Origin of the sequence: Winogradskyella thalassocola (assembly GCF_900099995.1) — a bacterium.
GTDB lineage: Bacteria > Bacteroidota > Bacteroidia > Flavobacteriales > Flavobacteriaceae > Winogradskyella > Winogradskyella thalassocola.
Genome location: NZ_FNCZ01000002.1, coordinates 305,037 through 329,628 on the forward strand (window position 1 = coordinate 305,037; position 24,592 = coordinate 329,628).

General features: G+C 32.8%; 32 protein-coding genes. 5 read left to right on the forward strand and 27 right to left on the reverse strand.

Annotation, left to right across the window (positions count from 1 at the left end):
* Positions 1-92: 92 nt before the first annotated feature.
* The 16 genes from BLT80_RS08355 to BLT80_RS08430 form a co-directional block, all read right to left on the reverse strand.
* On the reverse strand, positions 93-989 hold the full coding sequence (locus BLT80_RS08355) for a 3-hydroxyacyl-CoA dehydrogenase (RefSeq protein WP_092467166.1): 897 nt from the start codon (positions 987-989) through the stop codon (positions 93-95).
* 160 nt (positions 990-1,149) lie between these two features.
* The gene (locus BLT80_RS08360) at positions 1,150-1,803 is read right to left on the reverse strand and encodes a BON domain-containing protein (RefSeq protein WP_092467167.1); all 654 of its coding nucleotides are present in this window, start codon (positions 1,801-1,803) and stop codon (positions 1,150-1,152) included.
* 183 nt (positions 1,804-1,986) lie between these two features.
* Positions 1,987-2,640: a BON domain-containing protein gene (locus tag BLT80_RS08365; protein ID WP_092467168.1), complete on the reverse strand. Its 654-nt coding sequence runs from the start codon at positions 2,638-2,640 to the stop codon at positions 1,987-1,989.
* 117 nt (positions 2,641-2,757) lie between these two features.
* On the reverse strand, positions 2,758-4,053 hold the full coding sequence (locus BLT80_RS08370; RefSeq protein WP_245710183.1) for an MgtC/SapB family protein: 1,296 nt from the start codon (positions 4,051-4,053) through the stop codon (positions 2,758-2,760).
* Positions 4,050-4,667 carry a DUF2238 domain-containing protein gene (locus tag BLT80_RS08375; protein ID WP_092467170.1) on the reverse strand — a complete coding sequence of 206 codons (618 nt, stop codon included), beginning with the start codon at positions 4,665-4,667 and terminating at the stop codon, positions 4,050-4,052. The genes BLT80_RS08370 and BLT80_RS08375 overlap by 4 nt, the downstream gene beginning before the upstream one ends.
* A gap of 58 nt (positions 4,668-4,725) precedes the next feature.
* Complete coding sequence (locus BLT80_RS20050) at positions 4,726-5,118, reverse strand: hypothetical protein (protein ID WP_092467171.1); 393 nt, start codon at positions 5,116-5,118, stop codon at positions 4,726-4,728.
* Positions 5,090-5,671 carry a hypothetical protein gene (locus BLT80_RS08385; protein WP_092467172.1) on the reverse strand — a complete coding sequence of 194 codons (582 nt, stop codon included), beginning with the start codon at positions 5,669-5,671 and terminating at the stop codon, positions 5,090-5,092. Before BLT80_RS08385 ends, BLT80_RS20050 begins: the two co-directional genes overlap by 29 nt.
* A 12-nt stretch (positions 5,672-5,683) precedes the next feature.
* Positions 5,684-6,391, reverse strand: coding sequence for a 2,3-bisphosphoglycerate-dependent phosphoglycerate mutase (locus BLT80_RS08390; protein WP_092467173.1), 708 nt, complete (start codon positions 6,389-6,391; stop codon positions 5,684-5,686).
* Positions 6,392-6,439: 48 nt separating this feature from the next.
* Entirely contained in the window at positions 6,440-7,258 is an 819-nt protein-coding gene (locus BLT80_RS08395; RefSeq protein ID WP_092467174.1) for a DUF1269 domain-containing protein, read from the reverse strand.
* 35 nt (positions 7,259-7,293) lie between these two features.
* Positions 7,294-7,806, reverse strand: a complete 513-nt coding sequence (locus tag BLT80_RS08400; RefSeq protein WP_092467175.1) for a ferritin — start codon at positions 7,804-7,806, stop codon at positions 7,294-7,296.
* Between the two features lie 200 nt (positions 7,807-8,006).
* On the reverse strand, positions 8,007-9,080 hold the full coding sequence (locus BLT80_RS08405) for an ABC1 kinase family protein (RefSeq protein ID WP_317041767.1): 1,074 nt from the start codon (positions 9,078-9,080) through the stop codon (positions 8,007-8,009).
* The gene (locus tag BLT80_RS20390) at positions 9,077-9,688 is read right to left on the reverse strand and encodes an ABC1 kinase family protein (RefSeq protein WP_092467177.1); all 612 of its coding nucleotides are present in this window, start codon (positions 9,686-9,688) and stop codon (positions 9,077-9,079) included. The genes BLT80_RS08405 and BLT80_RS20390 overlap by 4 nt, the downstream gene beginning before the upstream one ends.
* A 19-nt stretch (positions 9,689-9,707) precedes the next feature.
* Positions 9,708-10,094 carry a hypothetical protein gene (locus BLT80_RS08415; RefSeq protein WP_092467178.1) on the reverse strand — a complete coding sequence of 129 codons (387 nt, stop codon included), beginning with the start codon at positions 10,092-10,094 and terminating at the stop codon, positions 9,708-9,710.
* A gap of 21 nt (positions 10,095-10,115) precedes the next feature.
* Entirely contained in the window at positions 10,116-10,481 is a 366-nt protein-coding gene (locus BLT80_RS08420; RefSeq protein WP_092467179.1) for an arsenate reductase family protein, read from the reverse strand.
* A 20-nt stretch (positions 10,482-10,501) separates the two neighbouring features.
* Positions 10,502-10,729 (reverse strand): hypothetical protein, encoded by a 228-nt coding sequence (locus BLT80_RS08425; protein WP_092467180.1) that lies wholly within the window; start codon positions 10,727-10,729, stop codon positions 10,502-10,504.
* A gap of 143 nt (positions 10,730-10,872) precedes the next feature.
* The gene (locus tag BLT80_RS08430; RefSeq protein WP_092467181.1) at positions 10,873-11,331 is read right to left on the reverse strand and encodes a hypothetical protein; all 459 of its coding nucleotides are present in this window, start codon (positions 11,329-11,331) and stop codon (positions 10,873-10,875) included.
* A gap of 149 nt (positions 11,332-11,480) precedes the next feature.
* Between BLT80_RS08430 and BLT80_RS08435 the strand changes: the two genes are divergently transcribed.
* Both BLT80_RS08435 and BLT80_RS08440 read left to right on the forward strand, forming a co-directional pair.
* Positions 11,481-12,353 carry a universal stress protein gene (locus tag BLT80_RS08435; RefSeq protein WP_092467182.1) on the forward strand — a complete coding sequence of 291 codons (873 nt, stop codon included), beginning with the start codon at positions 11,481-11,483 and terminating at the stop codon, positions 12,351-12,353.
* A gap of 259 nt (positions 12,354-12,612) precedes the next feature.
* A complete protein-coding gene (locus tag BLT80_RS08440; RefSeq protein WP_092467183.1) occupies positions 12,613-13,620 on the forward strand; it encodes a 2-hydroxyacid dehydrogenase in 1,008 nt (335 codons plus the stop codon).
* 20 nt (positions 13,621-13,640) lie between these two features.
* Here BLT80_RS08440 and BLT80_RS08445 read toward each other — a convergent pair whose 3' ends face one another.
* Entirely contained in the window at positions 13,641-13,865 is a 225-nt protein-coding gene (locus BLT80_RS08445; protein ID WP_092467184.1) for a heavy-metal-associated domain-containing protein, read from the reverse strand.
* Positions 13,866-13,999: 134 nt separating this feature from the next.
* Here BLT80_RS08445 and BLT80_RS08450 point away from each other — a divergent pair, with 134 nt between their 5' ends.
* The 3 genes from BLT80_RS08450 to BLT80_RS08460 are packed head-to-tail and all read left to right on the forward strand — an operon-like array spanning position 14,000 to position 16,532.
* Complete coding sequence (locus BLT80_RS08450) at positions 14,000-14,782, forward strand: MlaE family ABC transporter permease (protein WP_092467185.1); 783 nt, start codon at positions 14,000-14,002, stop codon at positions 14,780-14,782.
* Positions 14,779-15,546, forward strand: coding sequence for an ABC transporter ATP-binding protein (locus BLT80_RS08455; RefSeq protein ID WP_092467186.1), 768 nt, complete (start codon positions 14,779-14,781; stop codon positions 15,544-15,546). The genes BLT80_RS08450 and BLT80_RS08455 overlap by 4 nt, the downstream gene beginning before the upstream one ends.
* A complete protein-coding gene (locus BLT80_RS08460) occupies positions 15,543-16,532 on the forward strand; it encodes an MlaD family protein (RefSeq protein ID WP_092467187.1) in 990 nt (329 codons plus the stop codon). Before BLT80_RS08455 ends, BLT80_RS08460 begins: the two co-directional genes overlap by 4 nt.
* A 65-nt stretch (positions 16,533-16,597) precedes the next feature.
* On the opposite strand, the gene BLT80_RS08465 is transcribed toward BLT80_RS08460, so the two are convergent.
* From BLT80_RS08465 to BLT80_RS08510, 10 genes are all read right to left on the reverse strand, one after another.
* Complete coding sequence (locus BLT80_RS08465; protein ID WP_092467188.1) at positions 16,598-17,833, reverse strand: metallophosphoesterase; 1,236 nt, start codon at positions 17,831-17,833, stop codon at positions 16,598-16,600.
* Positions 17,834-18,008: 175 nt separating this feature from the next.
* Positions 18,009-18,929, reverse strand: coding sequence for a mechanosensitive ion channel family protein (locus tag BLT80_RS08470; RefSeq protein WP_092467189.1), 921 nt, complete (start codon positions 18,927-18,929; stop codon positions 18,009-18,011).
* A gap of 11 nt (positions 18,930-18,940) precedes the next feature.
* Positions 18,941-19,237: a chaperone modulator CbpM gene (locus tag BLT80_RS08475; protein WP_092467190.1), complete on the reverse strand. Its 297-nt coding sequence runs from the start codon at positions 19,235-19,237 to the stop codon at positions 18,941-18,943.
* A gap of 1 nt (position 19,238) precedes the next feature.
* Positions 19,239-20,135, reverse strand: coding sequence for a DnaJ C-terminal domain-containing protein (locus BLT80_RS08480; protein ID WP_092467191.1), 897 nt, complete (start codon positions 20,133-20,135; stop codon positions 19,239-19,241).
* Complete coding sequence (locus BLT80_RS08485) at positions 20,135-20,347, reverse strand: hypothetical protein (protein WP_092467192.1); 213 nt, start codon at positions 20,345-20,347, stop codon at positions 20,135-20,137. Before BLT80_RS08485 ends, BLT80_RS08480 begins: the two co-directional genes overlap by 1 nt.
* A gap of 82 nt (positions 20,348-20,429) precedes the next feature.
* Positions 20,430-21,104, reverse strand: coding sequence for an ABC transporter ATP-binding protein (locus BLT80_RS08490; protein ID WP_092467193.1), 675 nt, complete (start codon positions 21,102-21,104; stop codon positions 20,430-20,432).
* A gap of 1 nt (position 21,105) precedes the next feature.
* On the reverse strand, positions 21,106-22,368 hold the full coding sequence (locus tag BLT80_RS08495) for an ABC transporter permease (RefSeq protein WP_092467194.1): 1,263 nt from the start codon (positions 22,366-22,368) through the stop codon (positions 21,106-21,108).
* The gene (locus tag BLT80_RS08500; protein WP_092467195.1) at positions 22,368-23,447 is read right to left on the reverse strand and encodes an efflux RND transporter periplasmic adaptor subunit; all 1,080 of its coding nucleotides are present in this window, start codon (positions 23,445-23,447) and stop codon (positions 22,368-22,370) included. Before BLT80_RS08500 ends, BLT80_RS08495 begins: the two co-directional genes overlap by 1 nt.
* A gap of 6 nt (positions 23,448-23,453) precedes the next feature.
* Positions 23,454-24,065, reverse strand: coding sequence for a WG repeat-containing protein (locus BLT80_RS08505; RefSeq protein ID WP_092467196.1), 612 nt, complete (start codon positions 24,063-24,065; stop codon positions 23,454-23,456).
* A 96-nt stretch (positions 24,066-24,161) separates the two neighbouring features.
* The gene (locus BLT80_RS08510) at positions 24,162-24,542 is read right to left on the reverse strand and encodes a hypothetical protein (RefSeq protein WP_245710185.1); all 381 of its coding nucleotides are present in this window, start codon (positions 24,540-24,542) and stop codon (positions 24,162-24,164) included.
* Positions 24,543-24,592: the final 50 nt, after the last annotated feature.

A 24,592-nucleotide genomic window follows, 5' to 3' on the forward strand; every position in this document is an offset into this window, starting at 1 on the left:
CTAAATTGCCATTTTTAGTCTCAGTAATCACTTTCAAAATTTAAGTATATTCATTTTATGGATGTATAAAAGACTTTTAAATGATTTCAGAGTTACTTTAAGAATTCGGGAGATTCAAATGCTGGATTGGGATAGCCATAAAACCCTTCTCCGGTAGCCACTCCTAATTTATGTTTATCTATATAATTCTCTTTTAAATAGTTTACAGTTTTTATTTTTAATTCATCTTGAGTTTTTTCAGCGGTCATTTTATTGATATTATAAGCTGTAGTAATTCCAACGACATCGAGAATACCAAAAGGTCCTAATGAAGCTCCAGTGGCTTTCATCCAAGTTTTATCTATAGTTTGTACATCTGCCACTTCGCTGACTAATAAATCTGTTGCAGCGCTTAATAATGGAACCAATAACGAGTTAAGGATATATCCTGGTTGCTCTTTGTGTAATGGTAAGGCTAACATGCCAATGGCTTTAGCAAAGGCTACCACATCTTTAAAAACGTTAGGATCAGTTTTGGGATGCCCCATAATTTCAGCTGTGTTGTGCACCCAAATAGTATTGGCAAAATGTAAGGCTATAAAGTTTGAAGGTCGACCGGTTGCATCTGCAAATTCACTCGGTAATAGTGTTGAAGAGTTGGTCGCAAAAACTGTTTTTTCTGGTGCTACTTTAGCCAGCTTTTTATAAAAATCTATTTTTATTGTTGGATTTTCGGGCACGGCTTCAATCAGTAAATCGGCATCTTTCACAGCCAAAGCTAAATCAGAAGTATAATTTAAATTTTGACGTGTTTTTTCTAATTGTTCGTCGGTTGCGTTTAAGTCTTTTTTATAAGCTTCGCTTAGGGTTTTGAATTTCGTTTTTGCTTTGTCTAAAACGGTATCGTTTAAATCGTAAACGGTTACATTAAATCCATGAAATGCGGTTTGAAATGCAATTTGATATCCTAAAACTCCACTTCCGGCGATGGTTACATTTTTATAATTCATTGTTGTAGTTTTTATGTATAACTTTTTTATCTGTTATTCTAAAAGAATACAAATACAAAATTAGGCCATAGTAAGAGGTTTCTCAATGACCTAAGTCAGTGAAAAAAAATAGCCCTAATTTAACAGTGTAAACTAGGGCTATTTTTTGAATGTATTTTGATTAATAGACAACGTCTAATTCATTCTCTACGGTCCATACACCTGGTGCATAGTAAGCGGTTTTACGAGCTTCATCTTTTTCTTTTAATGAATGTACTTGTCCTGTTAATTTTACAGTGTGTCCATTAGCATTTACTACTATGTTTTTGGCATCAAGGTCTGCAGCACGTTTAAAAGCTTTAGTAATTTTTTGTTTAATGTCTACAGGATTTATTTGTTGTTTAAGTGAAATGTTATTTACCACATATTTGACATCTATGAGGTTTTCTATCGCTTTTTTAGCGGCATTTCGCTCGTATTCCCAAGTCACTTCACCACTAAGATAAACCCAACCATTCTCGACCTTAATTTCAATTTTATTCTCTGGTACTGAAATGTTCCATTTTAAGGCATTAACAATAGATGCCGCTATTTCTGCATCCGTTCTTTTAGAACTCGTTCCATAAATTACCTCAATTTCTTCAGCAACAGCTTTTACTCCTGCAACACTTTTGGCGGCTTTTTCAGCTTCTACTTTTTTAGTGTAGTTATCAACAGTACCCGTAAGTGTTACAATGCCGTTTTTAACAACGACTCCAATTTGAGTTTCGTCAATTGTTGGTTGCCATTCTAATTCATCTAGCACATCACCTTTAATTTCTGCATCTGTTCTCATGATTTTTAATTAAACTTTTTTTAATTTTAATCAAAGGTATTTGCATTAGGAGTATTTCAAAATGATGCAAGTCAGCAATGTATGCTTTAACATAATTTTAATGCTGAATGCTTTTGAGAAAAAAAGCCCTAATTGAATATCATCTAATTAGGGTGTTAAAAAAGTAATTAAGATGACCATATCTTAACCCATCACTACCAATTCGTTTTCTACTTTATTTACGCCTGGTGCGTAGTAAGCTGTTTTTTGAGCGGTTCTTTTTTGGTTTAGAGAGTCTACTTTTCCTTCTAATTTTACAACATCTCCATTAACTTTAATGGTTATTTTAGAGGCTTCATGGTCAGCAGAACGCTTTAGTGCTTTTATAATATTTTCCTTAATAACTTCAGGTTTTATAGCAGGTTCTATCTCAATAGCATTATTAATTCCTTTTACTCCGATGATTTGCTCGGTAACACGTTTTGCAGCTTCTTTTTCGTAAATGAATTCAACTTCACCAGAAAGGGTAATCCAACCATCAGAAACTTCGACTTTTATTTTGTTTTCAGGTATCGCTGTATTCCATTCAAAGGCTTGAACTATGGCTTTGGCAATTTCGATATCCGTTTTTTGATATGCTGTTCCGTATTTTACTTCTATATCTTCCGCAACAGCTTTAACTCCTTTTACTTTACTAACGGCTTCTTTTGCTGCAACTTTTATAGTAAAATCATCAACAACTCCAGTTAGCATTACCACACCATCCTCAACGACTACACCAATGAGGTTTTCTTCAATATTAGGTTGAAATACAAATTCATCTAAAATGTTTTGTTTTATTTGACTATCACTTCTCATATTTAATTTATTTTGGATGTCATATTAATTTAATGATAGTAAAGGTATTGGGTTAGATTAATATTGAAAATGACTTAGATCAGATTTGAAAAAAGAGCGAAAGAAATCGTTGTGAGATTAGTAGTTTAGAATAATGAAACCTATAATCCCAGCTAGGAAAATAATACCATACCCTACAAGGACATATTTTTTTAGTTGTTGACTTCCTGAGTAAAGTGAAATTCCAATTTTAACAATAGTATTGGCTAAGGTGGCTAATAAAATGGCATTTTGTGCGGTTAAAAAGTTGATGGTTGTTCCACCGAGTTTTGAAACTGATATAGAAATCGCATCAATATCGGTTAAGGCACTAATGGCACTAGAGAGGTAAATACCTTTTGAACCGTATTCGGTACTAGCATAGCTAACCAAAATTAAAATTCCTGTATAAAGAAGTCCAAAAAGAGTGGCATCCTTGATATTAAGCGGTTCTCCTAAAGGTAAATTTCCATTATAGTGTTTTTCGCCTTTTTGTTTTTTGTAAAAATAGATTGTGATCGCTAAACCTGACCCAAAAATAATAACCAAAGGAAGGGCAAGATCGTGTAGCATTGCGACGTTAAAAATATAGACCCAAGCCACTACTCTTAAAATCATAATGCTAGCGGCTGCAAAAATGGCAACCGCATAATTTGCAGAAAGTTCTGGTGTCTCCTTGCTTTTTTTTGAAAACGGCCAAGTGACTACTGTGCTAGACACCATGCCACCAAAAATACCCGTGAGTAGAATACCTCTGTTGGTACCTAAAAATTTCATTAAAATATAGCCAATGAAGCCAATGCCTGAGGTTAATACAATTATCCAACCTATTTCACTTGGATTAACAACGTTATATGGTCCAAAATTTTTGTCTGGTAGAAAAGGTAATATGAGTAGAGCAATAACAACGAATCGGATAAAGGCAGAGAGTTCTTCGTGGTTAATTTGACCAACAATATTTTGAAATTTAATTTTTAAGGATAAAAGGACCACAAGAATGACGGTAAGTGCTAAACTGAGTTCTATATAACCTAAAAAGGTCAATCCTCCGAGTAAATACGTAAATATGGTTGCAAACTCTGTGGTACTGCCAATCTCTCCGTTGTTTGCTGTAATCCAATAGGAAATTGAAACAATTACACATAGGCTTATTAAACCAATAATAAAAAGCCATGGGTGAATCAAATAATTGAGTAGGGCAAAGGTAAAGCCCATAGCTGCAACTATAGAGAGTGTTCTTAAACCTGCAAAAATTTCCTTTTGATTTCCTTTTGAAAATTCACGTTCTAAACCTATAACAAGTCCAATACCAACAGAAATAAGCATTCTAATTAAAAAATCAGATTGTGTAAGTTGAAAACTGTCGGTTTGTATGATAAAAATATCTTCCATCATTTTGAAGATTTAGTTTGTTTTGTAATCATACGGAATAAACAAAAGGATAATACCACTCCTATAAAAGCCATGGACATATCCTTTTGTGAGTCCCAAACATCACCTTGAGTCCCTAAATATGATATTCCTTCTTCAACAAAAAAGACATCAGCAACCAACCATTCTATTATTTCATATATAGCACTCGTTGATGTAATTATTAAGACAGGAATAAATGATGCTATGTTTTTGGGGTAGTGTAACCATTTGCTTAAACATTCTTGAAGTGGATAGTATAATAGTAAGCCAAAAGCGAAATGAACGATTCTGTCGTATTGATTTCTAGAGGTATGAAAGACGTCTTGAAGCCAATACCCAAACGAATTATTAGCATAAGTGTATTTAGAGCCATAGACGTGAAAGCATAAAAACAAACAAATGAGAAAATAACTAAAATCACTAAATTGATACGTTCTATAAGTCAGTATAAAAAAAAGCAATGCGATAACCGTTAGTGTGTTTTCTATTAACCAATTGGCCATATCTGTAGTTCCTACTAAAGAATTTAGCCAAACTGCAACGAATAAAAAACCAAACACAACCTGTCTAACAGTTATCGTATTGCTGATTATCATTTTTCAATTTTTTAAAGTTAACTCGTCTGAGTTCAAAATAACTTCTAAACTCTTCTTTTTAGTCTACATTATCTTTAAACAAATCTTTTAAAGCTATACCTATTTGGCTTGCATCATGTTTGAATTCGCGTTCAAATTCCATTTCAGTTTCTATTGCAGATTCGTTGAACTCAATGATGTCTTCATTAAATTTTTGACTTCTTTGCTCTAGTTTTTCTTTTAACGCTTTATTTTTTTGTTCTAACTTATTAAGTTGCATTGTTAGTTTTTCTTGTTCTGCTTTACTAGCTAAAGCAATTTTATCACGCAATACTTTAATGTCTTCTTCAGTATTATTAATTGCAGTTTCGGAGGTCGATTTAAATTTTTCCCAACTTGCAACTACCGTGTTTTTTACTTCTTTCTGAGCCTCTATTCCGGCTTTATTTAAGTCTTTTCCAACTTCGGTCATATCTTCTTTTGCAGCTTTTATATCTTTTTTTGAAGCGTCGCCACAACTTGTTAAAAATGTTCCTGCCATAAATCCTATTATGGTTAAGGATAAAATTCGTGTTTTCATAATGTTTTGTTTTTATCAGCTCTTTTAGCGCTTTTTCTAAGGCCTTCATATCACGATTAAATTTGGCTTCAAATTCTTGTTCTTTAGCTTTAGCAACCTTATGGAATTTGATTCGTTTTTCCTTGAAGTCTTGACTCCGCTTTGTTAAACGATTTTGGAGTATATCTTTTTGTTTTTTTATTAAAGCAAGTTCTTTATTAACCTCATTAATACTTTGTATTCCTAATTGAGAAAATACCTTTTCAAAGTCATTAATGGTGCTTTCATTCTTTTTCAGTGCAGTTTCTGATTTAGTTTTAAATGCTTTCCAATTGGTTTCAACATCTCGTTTTACTGCTGTATTGGTATTTGTTTTTACCGGCTGTGGTTTTGAAGAACCGCAACTAAGCACAGAGACCGCAATTAATAATATAACAATCCGTAAGGCAAGCAATAAACGTCTCATAAGTAATACCCTTTAAATAGTTAATTCGGCTTCTTGAAGTTGATAATGGTTTGTAAGATTTAGGTTATTATCAAATTCGTAAACAGCAGGTACTGCTGTTTGTACTTCTACATTAGAAATGTTATTCTTGTTAATGTTTTCTATTTGCGCAATTAAAGCACGAATAGAATTACCATGAGCAGAAACCAAAACGGTTTTGCCTTTAACGAGTTCACAAGCTATGGCTTCAAAAAAATACTGTACCACTCTTTTTTGAGTGTCTTCTAACGATTCACTTAGAGGTAAAAGTGATGGCTCTAAGGCATCGTATTTAGAATCGAACTTAGGATGGCGTTGATCATTAATATCTAAAGGCGGTGGAGGAGTACTGAATCCACGTCTAATATCCCAGTATATTTCTTCGCCAACTTTAGTTCTAATGGCGTCTTTAGATTTTCCTTGCCAAGCTCCGTAGTTACGTTCGTTTAATTTCCAGCTTTTTATACAATTGACGTGCATCATGTCTGATGCTTCTAGTATAATCCAAGCTGTTTTTATAGCTCTTTTTAAATAAGAGGAAAAGCAAATAACAATAGAAAGGTTATGATCCTTAATGAGTTTACCTGCTGCTTCTGCCTCTTCAATACCTTCAGGAGCAAGATCGATGTCGGTCCATCCTGTAAAGATGTTTTCCACATTCCAAAGGCTTTTACCGTGTCTTACTAATATTAGCTTTCCCATTATGTTGTGATTTAATCATTTTGACTACTAGTGTCTCTTTTTTTTAAGTTAATCAACGACATCTTCATCTAATGCTGTGTGCAATTGAAACAGTTTTTCTTCCTCTCTTTTAATTCTTTTTTTTAATCTATTTTTTCTGATGTTAGAGATAGACTTACTTATTGAATCTTCATAGTCGTGAAGGCGTGTTTCTAAAGTGTGAATTTTACTTTTTGTTTTGTCTTTAACCTTTTGTAGTGTTGACTTTCTTTTAGCTTCTAGGTCCGCTAACTTTGCCTTACGCTGCGCTTTTAACGCGTTAATTTTTGTAATTATTTTGGCTTTTTCGTTAGCTGTCGCTTTTTTAAGTTTTTCACGTTCATCTTCAATGTCGTCTTCAATATCATCGATTTGTTCATCTATGTAATGATCAAATTCTATATCAGCTTCAGTTCTAATCACATTTACATTAAATGGTTTTAGATAATTATCAATAAATACAGCGCTGTCTTCTCCGACTTCGGCGATAATGGTAATATCTCCGACTTCCATTTTGTTGGTAACTTTAGCTATAAAATGATCTTCAAAGTTGTAGTGACCCACGTCTAGGATGGCGCCTAAGGCGGTTCCTGAGTATAAACAGACAACCAAACCAATAGGTCCTGCAAATGCGCCAATTAAGCCACCTAAAGCCATGCCCGTAAATGTTCTCCATGCGTAGTTGTCTGTTTGGTCATTTAGAACGTCGTATTTATCATTTTCATTTTTACGAATCATAAGGTGTTCGTACAACGTGATATCTCCGTAAGAATCCAATTCTTTCATTTTGTGCAAAGCATCAATAGCTTTTGTTTCTTCCTTAAAAGAAACGATTATAATATGTGCCATTTTGTTATATTTTTAATTATTATTTGTTTTTCAATCTAGGCTTTTGCTATATCTCCCATTTCTTCATCTAACTCTCTTAACATGCTTGGTTCTTCTCCAAAAGCTTCTAAACGATCTAAAAGGCTTTGGATTTTATTGAGTTCTTCAGCTTGCTCTTTACAAAACCAAAAGCCAAGCTCAACCACCATAAAATTGTTTTCATCATGTGCCGCTTTGGTTAAAGCATAGCATTGGTTTGTTATTTCTTTTTCATGCGATAATGCAGAAATTAGGACATCTGGAAGGCTTAAGAAGTCTTGTTTAGGTTGTGCTAAACCTGAGGTGTTTGGTCTAATACCATTAGCTAATAACATGTTTTTAGCTTTGTCTGCATGTACCAATTCTTCGTCACTATAGTTTTTGAATAGCTTAGCGGCTCCTGTGTATCCTTTGGATTCTAACCACTGCGACATAGCAAGATAGATTCTATATGAAAATTCTTCTTGCTCAACCCTATACTGGAGCAACTTTACAATAGTTTCGCTTAAAAATTCTGATTTTGTTTTCATGATTATTCTATTTAGAAATAATAGTTTTTGTATACGTTATAATCTTAATTACTAAACAAAATTAGAGCGAAAAAAGAGGGTCTGAAATGATCTGAGTCAGCACGTATAAACTGATATCAATCAGTTTGATTTGAGTCTATTATAAAACGAAAAGGCAGAGGAGGTTAGGTTAGGATAAAGGCTTGAAATAACAGATTTATTTATAGTTTGTTATTCCTAAATATTGAGATGACCACGATAAAACCGAGAATAGCAGATAGCGTAAACCCAATAGCACCGAGTAATGGAATTCCTTTTACTTTAGGAGGCATATCTGCAATAACCAAAAGCGCAGATCCAATAGATAAGGCTGCGATAATAATAGCAACCACCAAACGGTTAGAGGCTTTGTTTAATGAATGTCTTAGTTCTTCAAGACCTTTAATGTCGTGGATGATGGTGAGTTTGCCATCCTTTATTTTATGTATAATACTATTAACGTCTTCTGGTAATGTGTCTATTAAAGCATTGATGTTTTGAACTCTTGTCCAGTTTTTTTTTAATAAACGTTTTATACTGAATTTTTTACGACTAATAGTAGCCATAAAAGGTTGTAGATTGGTATTGATATTAAAATTAGGATCAAGTTTTAAACCGACACCTTCAATTATGACCAATGCTCTCATTAACATATATAAATAGTGCGGTAAGGTGACTTTGTTTTGATATAATACGTTTTTGAATTTCTCTATAACGGCTTCTAATTTTATACTTTTTATGGAGGTATTGCTGACATCTTCAATTAATTCATACAAATCATATTCTAACTTTTTATAGTCTGGTATTTCGGTTTTAATGGCGATTTTTTCAAGTATAGGAATGATTTTCTTAGTGTCTTTACGCATAAAGTTTAAAAGTAATTCTCCAAGAGCTTCCTCATCGTTAGGCATAATTGTGCCCATCATTCCAAAATCTATAAAACAAATTTGTCCTGAATTAGGCATCACAAAAATATTTCCTGGATGCGGATCGGCATGAAAGAACCCATATTCTAAGATTTGTTTTAGGTATAAATCAACACCCACATTACCAATTTGTACAGGATCTATTTGATGTGCTTTTAGTTTTTCTATATCCGATATTTTAATACCATCAATAAATTCCATGCAGATAATATGATTGTTAGACAATGCTCTATAGACTTTAGGAACATAAATGGCATTATTTCCTTCAAAATTTCGTGCAAAATGTTCAATGTTGTCTAGTTCTTTAGAAAACAGTAATTCTTCTTTTATATTTTTTCAAAGGCTGAAACGATACTTAAAGGCTGAAATGCTTTTGCTTGTGGACTATATTTATCTAATGTTTTTGCAATGTGATACATTATCTCAATGTCAGAAGCAATTACGTCATCGACATTGGGACGTTGTATTTTTAGCACAACGTCATCTCCATTTAACAATTTTGCTTGGTGCACCTGTGCTAGAGAAGCAGCTGCTAAAGGTTGCGGGTTAACGGATTGAAAATAATCACTAATGCTAATGTTTAATTCAGTTTCAATTGTTTTTTCAACATTAAAATCTTTTAAAGAGGGAACATTATTTTGAAGTTTTTCGAGCTCCTTAATGAGTTTAGGAGGTAACATATCTTCTCGGTTACTAAAAATTTGTCCGAGTTTGACATAGGTAGGACCTAATTCTTCTAATACCATTCGGATCCGTTCAAACTTAGAAAACGAAAGTAGTTTTTGAGTTTCAGGATGTTTTTTTAAATAGCTTTTTGGTATTAGCTTTTTTAGTTGATCATTAGCCATAACATCCTCAAAACCATACTTTGTGAGCACACTAAAAAGGGTATTGTACCTTTTGAGCTCTTGTTTACTGGGCAATTTGAGATCAATCATAGCTTAGGTTTTATAGTGTTTACATGTATTTTGTAAGAAAGCGGAAAAACTCTTTTTTAAGTTCGGCATAGATATGTCTTTGTGTTTCCATACGGTTTCTAAATTCTACATGATTTTTTACAAGGACTCTATCTAGGGCATCTTCGCCTTCGTTATCTAGAGCAGACATGTTTGCTTCGTGCACATGGATGTCGTGTTGTAATATATCGATAACTTCTCCTTGGCGTATAAAGGCATTTTGATAATGTTCTAATTGTGCTAGCATATCTTTATCTGTCCAGCGCAACACCAATTCTTCTAAACGATTTTTAAATGATTTTAATTCATCTTCCCAAAAGGCAAGTTCACTTCTCCATTGGTTATGTTCAAAATGTAAGTCTGAATTGTAAATAACTTGAGTTTTCATAATATTCTGTGTTTAATGTTTTTAAATTTTAATGATATCAGTAGGTGTTTCTACCAATAGGGTTTTGTCTCCACACAAGGCAATGGGTTGTTTCATTATTTCGGGATGATGCTGTATCATTTTAATCCAATCGTCAGTTGAAAAATTATGATGCTCAAAATGTTTTTCATACGATGGATGATCTTGATTAACTAAACGACTGACCTCAATATGCAAGCGATCGGCGAGTTCTACAATTTGAGTTCCTGTGAGTGGTGTTTTTAGGATGTCTATTTCTTGTATGGCTAAACCTTTTGTTTTAGCATATGCTAAGGTTTGCTTTGCGCGTTCGGATTTAGAACTAAAATACACGGTTATTTGTCTATTTGATGTGGCAATTTCTCCCATAATTGTTTGTTTAAAATGGACTATTTGCGTTGTTCTGTTTCAATTTTATAGGTTTCCAAATGGCGTTGTATAAGGTCTTTAAGGCTTTCTAAATATTCTTGCATAACTTTTTTATCTATATGAGGATGACTCGTTATAGGCAAGGTCATTGGGTTTTCGTTTAGATCACGATAGAGCTCTGGGTAATTGGTCTCAATGTATAAAGTCAGTTGCGTTATTTCTGTTAGTATATTTTTTAAACTTTCCATAAGACATCGATTTATGTTATTAAATTTAAGTGCTAATCTTAGCTCTAGCAATGATTTCTATCAGTGAACAACGCGTTTTAAAAAAACATTATAATTTGTAACAACAAGCCACAGTATTAGCTTTTGTAGAATGCGATAAAGACTTATTTTTTCTTATTCATGATTTGTTCTACAAATTTTTCATTATCAATAACGTATTCTGTAATGGCTAAAATGTCCTTTCTATTGGCTCTAAAGGCCTTAACAAAATTGGCAATATCATCTTCTAAAGATTCGTGTTCTTCTCTAAGTTTATGAGAATCGTATTTAAATGCATCGTCAATAAGGTTTGCCAAATGAATTAGATGGATACTTGTGCGTTTTAATAAGGATATACATTGTGCGCTTGTTTCCATTAAATTTACTTCTACATCTCTGACTTTATCTATGTTTTCTTTTTTTGACATCCATAAAAAATACTTATCTATGAGATGTTGTAAGAATCTTAAATCATCTTTATAGAATAAGAGATCTGCTTTTAGATTTTCTGTAAGTATGTATAATTCTTGCCAGTCAGCTTCAAGAACATATCGACCTTTAGGTCTACTTCTAAGATCATTCATGTTGTTATTGTTTTATGTAAAATTATTAAACGCTAGGTGTATATCATATGATGTAGGTCATCTTGAACGGCTATTTTATAGATGACTCAAGTCATTTCCTAATACGGAATTGGGCTTTAATTTTGGGCAATCTTTTAAATACTATTGTTATGAAACGAATTGTATGTGCCGTCGATTATTCAAAAAACTCAGTCATAGCATTAAAATATGCCCTTGCTATAAGTAAAACATTAGAAGCAAACGTATTAGTTACTCATATCTATACCTACCCAATGCCATTAGAATTGGAGGGTAGTTATCCAATTCCAGGTTTAGTGAGTGATACTTATAAAGAAGAACATGCTAAACTTGAGGAATTTTGTGTTAAACATTTAGGACAAGATGTTTACGAAATGAATGTGAGTATGGAGGTTGTAGAGGGAAAATCTGTTGTTGATACTATCGTTGAAAAGGCAGATGAAATTCAAGCTTTTATGATTGTTACAGGAATGAAAGGGGTGAGTTTATTGAAAGATTTAATTATGGATAATACGACAAGACAGCTTATTGATAAGGCAAATTGTTTAGTCTTAGCAGTACCTTCTGATGCCAACTATTCCGTTGTAAAAACTATGGTGTATGCTACTGATTTTGATGCCGATGCAGACATTGAAGTGATTAAAAAAATATCAGGAATAGCCAAGGGATTTGGTGCTACATTAAAAGTGGTTCATATTTCAACTCAGAAAGATTATGAAGTAGAATCGCAAATGGAGTGGTTTAAAACGATGCTAAAAGAAAAGGTAGATTATGATAAAATAACATTCGAAATTATATTTTCAGAAATCATTTATGAATCCCTCAGAGTTTATTTAGGCGACGTTGGTGCCGATATGGTCGTGTTGTTAGAAAGAGAAGAAAACGGTTTTTTAAAGAAAATTTTTCATCGTGATATAGTGAAAAAACTAGAAGGCTATGGTAAGGTGCCTGTAATGAGCTTTAATGAAAAGAATTTTGGGATGTTTCGCTTTTTAGATCTCTAAAGAAGCAATGGTAAATCATAAAAACGATTTGATAGGTTGAAATAAGATTTTAAACGTAAAGCTAATAGTGGTAGTTAGCGATTTTTGGTTGGTTGTAAAGCCCTTTTTTAATGATTAAAAGAGGGCTTTTTTATTGTTGCTATTTGTATGCTATCTAGAGTGTTAAAATTATTTTGAAGCTTGGCTAAGATGATGAATATCATTTCGTTATTCCTCTTTTATAAATAGCTTTAGCCTAATTAATGTTAAGACCTAAATTATGAAAGTACTTGTTTATAGTTCTAAAGAATTTGAAATTCCATATTTAGAAAAAGCCAATAACAAAAAGCATCAATTCACTTTTATTACTGAGGCGTTGTCTTCAGAAACCGCAATAAAAGCAATAGGTTATGATGCCATATCTATTTTTTCGTCAGATGAAGCTTGTTTTATGACGGTAGAAAAACTTAAAGATTTTGGAGTAAAATACATCGCTCTAAGATCGGTTGGATTTAATAATGTTAATTTAAGAGCTGCGGCGCGGCTAAACATTAAAGTGGCTCATGTTCCTAAATATTCTCCTTTTGCGATTGCAGAGCATGCGGTAGGGTTATTACTCGCCTTAAATAGAAAGCTTATAACGTCTAATTATCGGGTGACACATTATAATTTTAATCTCAATAATTTAGTTGGATTTGATTTAAAAAATAAAACTGTTGGCATCATTGGTACAGGGCGAATAGGTAGTGTAATGACTAAAATTATGCACGGCTTTGGCTGTAAATTATTGGGTTATGATATTGAAGAAAATAAGACGCTAAGCGAGCAATACAATTTAAAGTATGTTACGTTACAAGAGTTGTGTGCGCAAGCCGATATTATTTCTTTACATGTACCATTAAATAATGACACGTTTCAACTTATTAATGAGGATGTTATTTCTGAAATGAAACATGGTGTGATTCTAATAAACACCTCTAGAGGTGACGTTATTAATACAGAACATGTAATAGAAGGATTACTAAAAAGAAGAATAGGAGCTTTAGGCATTGATGTTTACGTAAATGAAAGAGCTATTTTCTTTAAAGATCATTCCCAGGAGATTCCTAACGATGATTTTTTAATAAAACTAAATGCATTTCCTAATGTGCTTATTACTGGGCATCAAGCGTTTTTAACCGATGAAGCTTTGGCAAAAATTGCTGAGGGTACGATATATAATTTAGAGTGTTGGAGTAGAGGTGAAGACACCGAAAATGAATTAACTAATAGCGATAATCTTCTTTAAGAATGCTATGTTATTAGGTCTTACGATTTTAATCTGTTTTCTGTGCCCACAATAGGATAACCTATGCGAGATAGGGCATGTTTTGCCATTTCAAAATCATGTTCGGTATGATAATCAAAAGCGACAGTACAAGCTTCAGTATTTATATCAACTTCACTGATGTTTTCTATTTTTAATAGTCTATTCATAATCGTTTTTATACAACGATCACATTTTATGTTTTCTATATGAACAGTAGTTCTCATAACTATAAATTTTATAGCTCTAAGATATCTTAAACAATTGAAATATATTGTGATAATAATCAGTATTTCAATATGACGCTTGTCATTTTAAATGGTCTTATTATCCTGTACATTTGAAAAATACTGTCGTGCCAATGTTAGTAATTACACAAATAAGAATGCAATTAAGGTCTCTTTTCACAGAGATAGGAGAGCTTTCATATTTTACAGCTCGATTTTTTAAAAACGTATTTAATCGTCCTTTTGAGTATAAAGAGTTTTTGCGTCAATGTTACCAAATGGGCAATAAGTCGTTATTATTGGTTGGTATTACGGGGTTTATTATTGGTTTGGTACTAACCTTACAAACCCGACCGACATTGATGGAATTTGGTGCCGTAAGTTGGATGCCTTCAATGGTTGGTATTTCTATAGTGAGAGAAATAGGTCCTATATTAACGGCATTAGTTTGTGCAGGCAAGATTGGATCTGGAATAGGTGCAGAATTAGGTTCTATGCGCGTTACCGAACAGATTGATGCTATGGAGGTCTCAGGGACCAATCCGTTTAAATATTTAGTTGTTACTCGGGTTTTGGCAATAACTTTAATGTTACCGCTCTTGGTGATTATTGGTGATGCTATTGCACTTTATGGGTCATATTTGGTAGAAAGCTCTAAAGGCAATGTGTCGTTTTTACTTTATTTCAATCAAGTTTTTGAAGCTTTAGAATTTGGAGATATCATACCGGCGACAATTAAAACTTTCTTTTTTGGATTTGCAATCGGTATCGTCGGCTGCTTTAAAGGTTATTTTTGTAAAAAAGGAACAGAAGGAGTTGGTAAAGCCGCTAACTCTGCAGTTGTGTTTACCTCATTGTTATTATTTATAATAGATTTTATTGCTGTTTTTGTAACGGATATATTCTACGATTTATGAAAGAAGAAACAAACATACAAGATCGAGAGGTTGTTCTTCAAGTCAAAGATTTATATAAAAGTTTTGGAGATAACCAGGTGTTAAATGGGTTTAATATGCAGTTGCATAAAGGAGAAAACCTTGTGATAATGGGGAAATCTGGCTCGGGAAAATCGGTGATGATTAAATGTTTGGTCGGTTTAATGGAGGCGGACAGAGGTACGATTACGGTAATGCATAAAGATATAACCAAACTGAACGAAAAAGCCTTAGATATATTGAGATCGGATATTGGGTTTTTATTTCAAGGTAGTGCTTTGTATGATTCAATGACAGTTAGAGAAAACTTAGAGTTTCCTTTAAGACATCATACCGATATCAGTAAAGATGCCAAATCCACTGAACAATTAGTGTTGAATACGTTAGATAGTGTTGGTTTAGCCAATACCATAGATTTAATGCCTTCTGAATTGTCTGGTGGTATGAAGCGACGTGTTGCTTTAGCAAGAACACTAATTCTTCAACCTAAAATAATGTTATATGATGAGCCCACAAGTGGGTTAGATCCTATTACATCAAAAGAAATTATTCTGCTGATGCAAGACATTCAAAAGAAGTACAATACATCATCGCTTATTATAACACACGATGTGGATTGTGCCCGGGTAATTTCGGACCGAATGATATTGCTTATAGACGGCATAGATTATGCAGTTGGCACGTTTAAAGAATTATCCACTTCAAATGATCCGAAAATAAAAGCATTTTTTAAACAAGATTTATGAAAAATACAAATTCACAAAAAATTAGATTAGGCCTTTTTGTTATTATTGGGACCCTACTTTTTATGACTGGAGTTTATTTTATTGGTCAGCGAAAAGAGATGTTTAAGAAGACATTTACCGTAAGTACTTATTTTCATAATATAAATGGTTTACAGAAAGGAAATAACGTCCGTTATGCTGGTATCGATATTGGAACCGTTAGTTCTATAGCAATGGTGAATGATTCCACGATTAAAATTGATATGTCTATTGACGAAAAAATAACGCGACATATTAAAAAGAATGCTATAGCTTCTATTGGATCGGATGGATTAGTTGGTAATATGATTATCAATATTATTCCTGGGAAAGGGGCTTCAGAAGGAATTAGTAATGGAGATATTATTAAATCTTACAGTAAAATAGGTACTGATGACATTTTAAACACCTTGAATACAAGTTCTGAAAATGCAGCAATATTAACTTCCGATTTATTAAAAATTACCAATAGCATCACCGAAGGAAAAGGTACAATAGGTGTATTGCTCAATGATACGATTATGGCAAAAGACCTGAAACAATCTATTACCAACCTTAAAGTAGCAACCCAAAGTGCTTCTTATACCATTAATGAATTAAATACGATTATTGCTTCTGTAAAAACAAATGATAATACCGTTTTAGGAATGTTACTTAACGATACTATTTCTGGCAATAAACTAAAGCATATTGTCATTAATCTAGAAACGTCTAGTACAGAAATTGAGACCTTATTAAAAAATGTAAATAGGGTAGTAGATGATTTTAAATTAAGTGAAGGTGGTTATAATTACATCGTAAAAGACACATCTTTGGTCAATAGTTTAAAATCTTCATTAGAGAACATCAACGAAGGCACTGATAAATTTAATCAGAATATGGAAGCCTTAAAACATAATTTCTTAACGCGAGGATATTTTAAAAAGTTAGAGCGTCAAAAGGAAAAGGATGAAAAAAAGGAAAATTAGAGGGGTTACAATAGGCTTATCATCTATCTTAATGAAGTGCATGGCAGATTTAATTGGTCCTAGTATTATGATTTTGGCTCGTTAGGGAGTGTTTGTAATTCAATACATGTAATTTCAGGACGCATACCAATTCTTGCCGGAAAACCCAACCAACCCAAGCCTCTATTGACATAAAGGTATTGCTGTTTGTGTTGGTACAAACCAGCCCAATGTTTAAACTTATATTTTATAGGACTCCATTGTAATTTTTTATACTGAAAAGCCGCTTGCATACCATGGGTATGACCCGCAAGGGTTAAAGCGATATCTGTTTTATCAATAACTTCTTCTGGCCAATGCGTAGGATCGTGAGATAATAAAATTTTAAAAGGTATGGTTTTTACATGTGCCATTGCTTTTTGTAAATCACAGTAGCGTTTAAGAGGAGGTTCGCCCCAATTCTCTACACCAATAATTGCGATGTGTTCATTGTTTTTAGAAATGACTTCAGCTTCGTTTAATAACAATTTAAAATCTATCTTTTTAAAAAACTGCTTAATGGCTTCAGAATTTTCTTGTTTTGCTTCTAAAGTGTCCCAAGTACTATAATCGCTATAATCGTGATTTCCTAAAATGGCATATTTTCCTTTTTTTGCTTTTAATTGGCTAAAGACAGTTTCCCAGCCTCGTAATTCCCAAGCATAATTATTTACAATATCACCTGTAAATACAATATAGTCGGGTTGTAGCTTGTTAATTTTTTCAATGGCTTTTTCTAATTTCTCATAAGCATAATTAAAACTACCTAAATGGAGGTCTGAGATTTGTACAATTTTAATTCCATTAAAAGATTTTGGTAAAAGTCTGGATTTAATAATATGATGATGGACTTTAAATTTATAAACCGCTATATAAATGCCATACAGTATCACAAAAAATGGAAGAAACCCAGAAAGTAATCCAACGACAGGAACAATGATGAGTGATTCACTTTCCGAAAACAAATAATTTGAAAAATAAAGCACAGAGATGATAATGACAAAAATCAATTTAGGAACAAATGATGAAATCGCAAGACCATAAAATTTAGAAATTAAAAGTTGTTTTTTAATAGGGTTTACATCATCTAAAGTCACTTTTAGTACTAAAATAGAGGTGATTAAACCAATAGAAAATAACCAAAATAAAACATGAATACTTGTTTTTAATAGTGACGATGGTATAAATTGTGTAATAGATTGTAGCCAATAGAACGTGAGCAAATCTAAAATTAATATGCCAATACACATTAGTACTATAGAGAAAAGAGAAAATGATTTCATGTGTTCTGTTTTATCAGATCAAAAAATGAAGCCTGCAATTTAAAAGGCAATATCTTCAGTAACCATTATTAAAAAAAAAATCATTATTAATACATCTTGAGAATTTTCAATACTAAAAAGATCACTATCGAAAATTTTAGTGTTGCAGATTAGCCTAGCAGGGCTTGTTATAAATTTACTCAGTTTGTTTATGATTCATGTTAACCTTTAAATCTGGTATTTTAATAACTTCGACGGTTGCAGAGGCTAAAATAATTTTTCCATTAGTGTTTTCAATTTCCAATCTTATTTTATCATTGAGGAGGTGCTTAACATAGCGTCGTTTTTTATAATCCACAATGTATCTCAGGTTAAATTGAATCCAATTGTCAGTAAGCGATATGGCTAAGGTTGGGTCTATTTGAGCATCTTCTATGTAGTATTTATTGACTACAGTGGTCCAATCTGTTTTAGAATCTATGGTGTATTCAGAAAGTATTTCAGAAGCAATTTTTATAATCATTGATTTGGCCAAATCGATATCCGAACCATATCTGATAGGTAAGTTGAATTCGTCCCATATAAAAGGGAAATCTTGAGAGTAATTATAAATAGGGCCTTTAAAAACAAAAGCATTACTCAATTTTACAATACGTCCGCTATAATTATCACTGCTTACCCATTCGCCAATTTCCATCATGGTGGTGTAGATGCTGTCAACATCAATGACATCACCTTTAATTCCATTAATCTCAATGCGATCTCCAGGTTTATATACTTTCACTAAAAAAATATAAATAGAACCGGCAATACTGAGTATCAATTCTTGTAATGTAAAGGCTAATCCTGCTGTAAATAGCCCAATAACAATAGTGAAGTCTTTAATAGAGCCAGAAAAGTAGATAATGGCTAGTATAATCAAAAGCGCATAGCCTACAAGTTCAATGCCTTTCTGTGCTTTGTAGCGTATAACGGTATTAGATATTCTTTTTTTTAAATACCGTCTTATCAACTGTATCGCTATTAAAATAAGGCCAAGTATTATGATGAATTTAATAATACTAACTAACAGAGGATTGGTGTTAATCCACGCTTTTAATGCTTCTAAGTCTATCATTAAAAATTGGTTTATAATTTCTCGTAAAAATCCAATTTATTCCGGAGAGCTGTAATTTCAGATTGAAGTGTTTCTACTTGTTTTAATAAATTGTAAATAGCATCAATACCTTCAATGTTAATATCTAAATCGTAATGCAATCGCATCATTTTTTCAACATCATTCAGTTGGTTTGTTTTGATAAAGTTTTTGTGATCTGTAATGGTAATCTCAACGAGTTCGTACTCATGTAGTGTATTAATAAAGCTAACAGGAACATTGTAATGGGTACAAAATTGAGAGATTGATATAAGCTGTGTGGTTTCCATGTTATCTTAATTTTGATAATTCAGTAAAAAGTTCTTTTTCTTTAGGGGTGAGTTTTGTTGGTGTTTTTATAACATAGGTGATGTATAAATCTCCAAATTGTCCTTCTTTTTTATATTTAGGAAACCCTTTGCCTTTGAGTTTTACTTTTGTACCATTTTGTGTTTCAGGTTTTACAGTAAGTTTTACTTTACCATCAAAAGTATCGACCATAATTTCCCCACCTAAAAGCGCTTTGTAAAGATCTAAATCTACTGTTGCGTATAAGTTATTACCATCTCTTTTAAAGTTAGTATCATTATGAATTAAAAACTCAATAAGCAAGTCGCCATTTGGTCCGCCGTTTACTCCTTTTCCTCCGTGACCTTTTATTTTAATAACTTGACCGTTTTCAACACCTGCAGGAATTGTAATTCTAATATTTTTATTATTAACCGTTAACGTTCGTTTGTGAGTGCTGTAAACATCTTTGAGGCTAAGTTGTAATTGGGCATTAAAATCTTGACCTCTAAACTGAGATTGTCGACGTTGTCCTTTTGCACCACCTGCACCACCAAACATAGAACTGAAAAAGTCAGAGAAATCACTTTCGCTATAGTCTCCATAGCTTCCTTGTGAACCTTGTTGTTGCGAATACTGCTTTTGTTGCTGTTTTGCTTTTTCGTATTCTTCTGCATGTTGCCAGTTTTCACCGTATTCATCGTATTTTTTTCGATTTTCGGGATGACTCAATACTTCATTAGCTTCATTGATTTCCTTAAACTTTTGCTCTGCTGCTTTGTCATTCGGATTAAGATCTGGATGGTGTTTACGAGCAAGTTTGCGATACGCTTTTTTAATATCCTTATCGGAAGCGGTTTTAGACACTCCCAATATTTTATAATAATCTATATATGCCATTATTGTTTATTATGAGTTTTAGTATACTGCTTTAACATCTGCTTTAGCGTTTCAAGATAATCTTCCATAATACTTATGGTCATTTGTGGATGTGATGAAGACGGAATGGTAATAGGACTTTCATCTAAGGATTTATATAATTCAGGATAATTAACCTCAATGCTCGTCGTAAGTCTTATAATTTGATTTTCTATGTCTTGTAATGTTTTCATAACGTTATCTTTAAAGATACACTATAAAATTAACTAAAAGTTGAATGTTTTCAAATGATTAATATCAGTGTATAAATCTATTTTATAACAATATTTTACCATCTTCCATCTGGATAATTCGATCCGTTTTATTGGCAAAATCTTCGTCGTGAGTTACAATAAGCAACGACAAATCTTCTTCTTCACTTAAGCGTTTAAAAATATTAAACACATTATCCGCATTATGGCTATCTAGATTTCCTGTGGGTTCATCTCCCATAATAATAGAAGGGTTATTTATTAAGGCGCGGGCTATGGCGACCCGTTGTTTTTCACCACCAGAAACGCGAGAGGCTTGTTTTTTGGCTAAATGTTCAATATTCAACATTTTTAGTTTTTCCATGGCATCATGTTCAATCTCCTGATACGATTTTTCTCCTAATTTTTTAGCAGGAAGCATTACGTTTTCTAAAATGGTAAATTCGGAAAGCAAATAATGAAACTGAAACACAAAACCTATATGTTTATTTCGCATATAGGATAGATGTTCACTATCGCTTCCAGATATAAGTTTATTGTCTAAATACAACTCCCCTTCATAATCGGTATCCATAGTAGAGAGAATATAAAGCAATGTGGATTTCCCACACCCCGATTTTCCCATTATGGATGCAAATTCTCCCTTTTTTACCTGAAAGTTGATGTCTTTTAAAACATGAAACAATACAGGATTTTTGAAGTATTTATTGATATGTTTTGCTTCTAGTACAGTAGTCATGTTATAGGCCTCTAATAATTTTTACGGGATCAATTTTTTTAGCTTTTTTAGAGGGTAAATACCCAGCAAGAAAGGTGGAAAGCATAGCGAATGAAAAACCGATAATAAAAAATGATGGTTGAATGTTGATAGGGTAGGTGTCTACAGTTGGAATAGCTTCTGTTTCAAAAGGAACTGTGGCAATTAAGCTCGATAATCCGTAACCAATGAGCAAGCCCAAAACACCGCCAACAAAACCTATAATCATAGCTTGACTCATAAATATAAGCTGCACATCTTTACCCGAAAATCCAATGGCTTTTAATATGGCGATATCATTCATTTTTTCATAAATAAGCATGTTTAAAATGTTGTAAATACCAAATCCAGCAACAATAAGTAATGTTATAGATACGGCATAAGTAATAAGGTTTCTAATGTCAGTACCTGTCTCAAATTGTGCATTAGCAGTTTTAATATCAATAGCCTTTAAATCAAATTGCTGTTCAATCTTTTGCGCGAGCGGTAAGGCTTTTTCAATATCGTAAAGCTTCACATTAATATCTGTGATGTAATTATTGGCTTCACCTAAAATCCGTTGTACTGTTTTTATATTGCTAAAACTTTGGACAGCATCTAAATCTGCAATACCACTCTGATAAAAGCCTACAATCTTTAGAGGAAAAATGCCTCCGTTAATCGGACTGACTTGTACACGGTCTCCCACTTTTAAAGCCATTTTTTTGGCAATACCAATGCCTAATAAAATACTGTTATCTGTGTTTTGTAAGGCTTCAGCAGAGCCTTCAAGAATATAATCTCCCAAATTAAAGAGTTCAACTTCGCTCAAGGGATTTATTCCTGTTAAATTTCCGGCGAGTTCAATAGAACCAGCCATATAAAAAATTTGAGTTTTAACCTGAGGAAGCGCACCTCTAACCGCTTCATCTTTTTCTAAAAAGGTAATAATAGGCAAGCCATCGTGGATTTTTTTCTGACTCAATTTTGGTTTAATAGAATGTACGACGTTAAAGCTTTCCTTTAAATTATCATATAAAGAAATGGGTTGCTCTTCTGAGGGTTCTATTTCATTGTAAATATGAATGTGAGGTGTTTGGTTTAAGACTAAATCATCTAACATGGTGTTTAAACCGGTCATAAAACAGACTAAAGTAATATATGAGCCTATACCAAATGTGACCCCAAGTGCAGCAATAGCGGTTTGCTTTATTTTAGTAAGCAAATGGGTTTTAGCGATACTTAAAATGATATTCCAGTTAACCATTAGTTTTGTTTATAAACATAAGTGTCTTTGTTGATTCCAGACACTATTTCGATGTAATCCATATTTTCTAAACCTGTTTTTACAGTAACAATGCCGTCATCTGTTTTAACTTTATTCCCGTCAATGAGATAGGCTTTTGGTAAGGTTAAGACCTTTTCTTTTTTAGCAATAATGATATTGGCTTCACCAGAAAGGCCAGGATATAACACTTTTGGTTGTTCTACAAAAACAGCTTCAACTTTAAAGGTTTGGTTTCGTTCATCCTTTTTAGGGTATATTTTTGAGATTTTTCCTTTAAATATCACCTCGTCATAAGCATCTAAACTAATCACTACTTCTTGATGTAATGCAATGCGTATAATATCAACTTCATCTACCAAGAGCTCTATGATAAATCGATTAGCACTACCAATGCTTGCAATGGGTTCCATGGTGGTTACAATTTCACCAGGTTCTTTATATAACGCATATAGTTTACCATTGATTTTACTTTCTACGGTAAAATCTTGGTTGAGAATAGAAGACGATTGGTAATTATTTTGAGCTTGTTTTACAGCTGTATTTAATTCGTTTTTTGTTCTATTATATTTATTGCGCAAGAGTTTTAATTGCGTTGAAGCCAATTCGTAATTTAGTTTTTTGGTATCGTATTGTACTTTAGACCCAATATGTTGATCCCATAGATTCTTTTGTCTGTAGTAATTGATAGAATCATTTTTATAAGTCAATGTGGCTGCGGTTATTTCATCTTCAATACTGCTTAAAACTGCAGCGCTACCCGAGTAGTTTTCTTGAGCCAGATGTAAAGCTAGTTTTGCATTCTGACTATTTATTTTGGGTGTACTATTAATGATTTGTATGAGCGGTTCACCTTTAGAAACCAAATCACCTTCTTCAACTAAATTAGTATCTAATATGCCAGAGACAATCGCATAGACTTGATATAAGCTATCGGGTTGAATAATGGCAGAAGAATACACGGCTTCCGTTAAGGCACGCTCCTCAGGTAAAATTTTGTCTTGCTTAGATCCACAAGAGAGCAGGATTAAAAAAAAGAATAGAACGCTACTGAATTTCATTACAAGTTATTTTAGCTTTATTAAAGACCATTTGTTGTTCTTGTTTTTTACAGCATATAAATGATCTGAAAGTCGTTTTGCGGCGATGGTCGGTGGTTGGCGTAAGAATTCTTTATCTACCACCACATTAACACCAGCAGGATTTAAATAATATTCAACTGTTCCATCAAGGTCAATCACAACTTCATAATATTTATAGTAGACTATATTTTTATCTAAAGCTTCATTTTTAGCCACAGTCTTTTTTATAAGTTCTAAGGCCAGTGCTTTTCCATTGTTGAAATTAGCAGCATTTAGAAATTGAGGGTCAATAACGGTTGTACCTGTCGTGTCTATATAACCGAAGTAAGAAATGCCAGCTTTAGAGGTTTCAATAATACAGCGATCATCACTAAACATGGGATAACTAACATTGTCGATTGTAGTGAGAACTAAATCCGATCTGTAATCAATAGCAATAGCTCCTTTTGTATCTATAAAGGCCCATTGTCCATTTTTTTTGATGGCCGCTAATCCATTGTGAAACGGCGAAACAAAATCAATATCTTCTATAGTCTGTCCATTTCCAAATAACGGAACCATAATTAGTACGAGTAATAATAATAGTGCTCTTTTCATGATTTCTATGTTTTAATAATTAATATGTTAAAATTACTTTTGCTAGAAGTCTTATGAAATGATATTGGTCAGATGGCCAATTTATTTAACCATTATTTATTTCTTTTTTAATTCTAAATCAAGTTTTGCAAGCAGTATTAATTCAGACTTGTTTTGTCCAGAAAAACTGGTAGTGATAGCACTGGCTGTTTTTAAAATCTTAGAACTTATAGTTGTATCAAACAACGTAGGATGAGCTCTTTTAAAATCTACAAATCTCTGAAAACAAGTCATAGGATTGTGTTCTTCATTACTTTGTAATTCATTAAAGGTTTCTAAAATGTATTTTGCATCTTCATTTAATGATAACCAATCCTTATAAATAATAGTTTGAAGGGTCTTAAATTCTTCGTCTCTTACACAATTGTCTGTTGCAGCAATAGCAAAAAAGAGATGGCCAAGACGTCGATAAAATTCTATATGTGATTTTTGGTTCAAGATTCAATATTTTAAATCTAAAAATAAATAGTTTTCTGCTTTATTCATAT

Excerpts from the sequence above, each read along its gene's own strand:
- BLT80_RS08415 (WP_092467178.1), bottom strand. The coding sequence starts at position 10,094 with ATGAAAACTCAAGTTATTTACAATTCAGACTTACATTTTGAACATAAC.
- BLT80_RS08500 (WP_092467195.1), bottom strand. The coding sequence starts at position 23,447 with ATGAAATTCAGTAGCGTTCTATTCTTTTTTTTAATCCTGCTCTCTTGT.
- BLT80_RS08480 (WP_092467191.1), bottom strand. The coding sequence starts at position 20,135 with ATGGCATATATAGATTATTATAAAATATTGGGAGTGTCTAAAACCGCT.
- BLT80_RS08505 (WP_092467196.1), bottom strand. The coding sequence starts at position 24,065 with ATGAAAAGAGCACTATTATTATTACTCGTACTAATTATGGTTCCGTTA.
- BLT80_RS20050 (WP_092467171.1), bottom strand. The coding sequence starts at position 5,118 with ATGACCGAAGTTGGAAAAGACTTAAATAAAGCCGGAATAGAGGCTCAG.
- BLT80_RS08445 (WP_092467184.1), bottom strand. The coding sequence starts at position 13,865 with ATGAGAACTACTGTTCATATAGAAAACATAAAATGTGATCGTTGTATA.
- BLT80_RS08485 (WP_092467192.1), bottom strand. The coding sequence starts at position 20,347 with ATGAAAACATTACAAGACATAGAAAATCAAATTATAAGACTTACGACG.
- BLT80_RS08430 (WP_092467181.1), bottom strand. The coding sequence starts at position 11,331 with ATGAATGATCTTAGAAGTAGACCTAAAGGTCGATATGTTCTTGAAGCT.
- BLT80_RS08455 (WP_092467186.1), top strand. The coding sequence starts at position 14,779 with ATGAAAGAAGAAACAAACATACAAGATCGAGAGGTTGTTCTTCAAGTC.
- BLT80_RS08470 (WP_092467189.1), bottom strand. The coding sequence starts at position 18,929 with ATGATAGACTTAGAAGCATTAAAAGCGTGGATTAACACCAATCCTCTG.
- BLT80_RS08460 (WP_092467187.1), top strand. The coding sequence starts at position 15,543 with ATGAAAAATACAAATTCACAAAAAATTAGATTAGGCCTTTTTGTTATT.
- BLT80_RS20390 (WP_092467177.1), bottom strand. The coding sequence starts at position 9,688 with ATGATTGATCTCAAATTGCCCAGTAAACAAGAGCTCAAAAGGTACAAT.
- BLT80_RS08395 (WP_092467174.1), bottom strand. The coding sequence starts at position 7,258 with ATGGCACATATTATAATCGTTTCTTTTAAGGAAGAAACAAAAGCTATT.
- BLT80_RS08360 (WP_092467167.1), bottom strand. The coding sequence starts at position 1,803 with ATGAGAACAGATGCAGAAATTAAAGGTGATGTGCTAGATGAATTAGAA.
- BLT80_RS08435 (WP_092467182.1), top strand. The coding sequence starts at position 11,481 with ATGAAACGAATTGTATGTGCCGTCGATTATTCAAAAAACTCAGTCATA.
- BLT80_RS08490 (WP_092467193.1), bottom strand. The coding sequence starts at position 21,104 with ATGACTACTGTACTAGAAGCAAAACATATCAATAAATACTTCAAAAAT.
- BLT80_RS08375 (WP_092467170.1), bottom strand. The coding sequence starts at position 4,667 with ATGATAATCAGCAATACGATAACTGTTAGACAGGTTGTGTTTGGTTTT.
- BLT80_RS08465 (WP_092467188.1), bottom strand. The coding sequence starts at position 17,833 with ATGAAATCATTTTCTCTTTTCTCTATAGTACTAATGTGTATTGGCATA.
- BLT80_RS08355 (WP_092467166.1), bottom strand. The coding sequence starts at position 989 with ATGAATTATAAAAATGTAACCATCGCCGGAAGTGGAGTTTTAGGATAT.
- BLT80_RS08385 (WP_092467172.1), bottom strand. The coding sequence starts at position 5,671 with ATGAGACGTTTATTGCTTGCCTTACGGATTGTTATATTATTAATTGCG.
- BLT80_RS08425 (WP_092467180.1), bottom strand. The coding sequence starts at position 10,729 with ATGGAAAGTTTAAAAAATATACTAACAGAAATAACGCAACTGACTTTA.
- BLT80_RS08365 (WP_092467168.1), bottom strand. The coding sequence starts at position 2,640 with ATGAGAAGTGATAGTCAAATAAAACAAAACATTTTAGATGAATTTGTA.
- BLT80_RS08420 (WP_092467179.1), bottom strand. The coding sequence starts at position 10,481 with ATGGGAGAAATTGCCACATCAAATAGACAAATAACCGTGTATTTTAGT.
- BLT80_RS08390 (WP_092467173.1), bottom strand. The coding sequence starts at position 6,391 with ATGGGAAAGCTAATATTAGTAAGACACGGTAAAAGCCTTTGGAATGTG.
- BLT80_RS08450 (WP_092467185.1), top strand. The coding sequence starts at position 14,000 with ATGTTAGTAATTACACAAATAAGAATGCAATTAAGGTCTCTTTTCACA.
- BLT80_RS08495 (WP_092467194.1), bottom strand. The coding sequence starts at position 22,368 with ATGGTTAACTGGAATATCATTTTAAGTATCGCTAAAACCCATTTGCTT.
- BLT80_RS08400 (WP_092467175.1), bottom strand. The coding sequence starts at position 7,806 with ATGAAAACAAAATCAGAATTTTTAAGCGAAACTATTGTAAAGTTGCTC.
- BLT80_RS08475 (WP_092467190.1), bottom strand. The coding sequence starts at position 19,237 with ATGGAAACCACACAGCTTATATCAATCTCTCAATTTTGTACCCATTAC.
- BLT80_RS08440 (WP_092467183.1), top strand. The coding sequence starts at position 12,613 with ATGAAAGTACTTGTTTATAGTTCTAAAGAATTTGAAATTCCATATTTA.
- BLT80_RS08370 (WP_245710183.1), bottom strand. The coding sequence starts at position 4,053 with ATGATGGAAGATATTTTTATCATACAAACCGACAGTTTTCAACTTACA.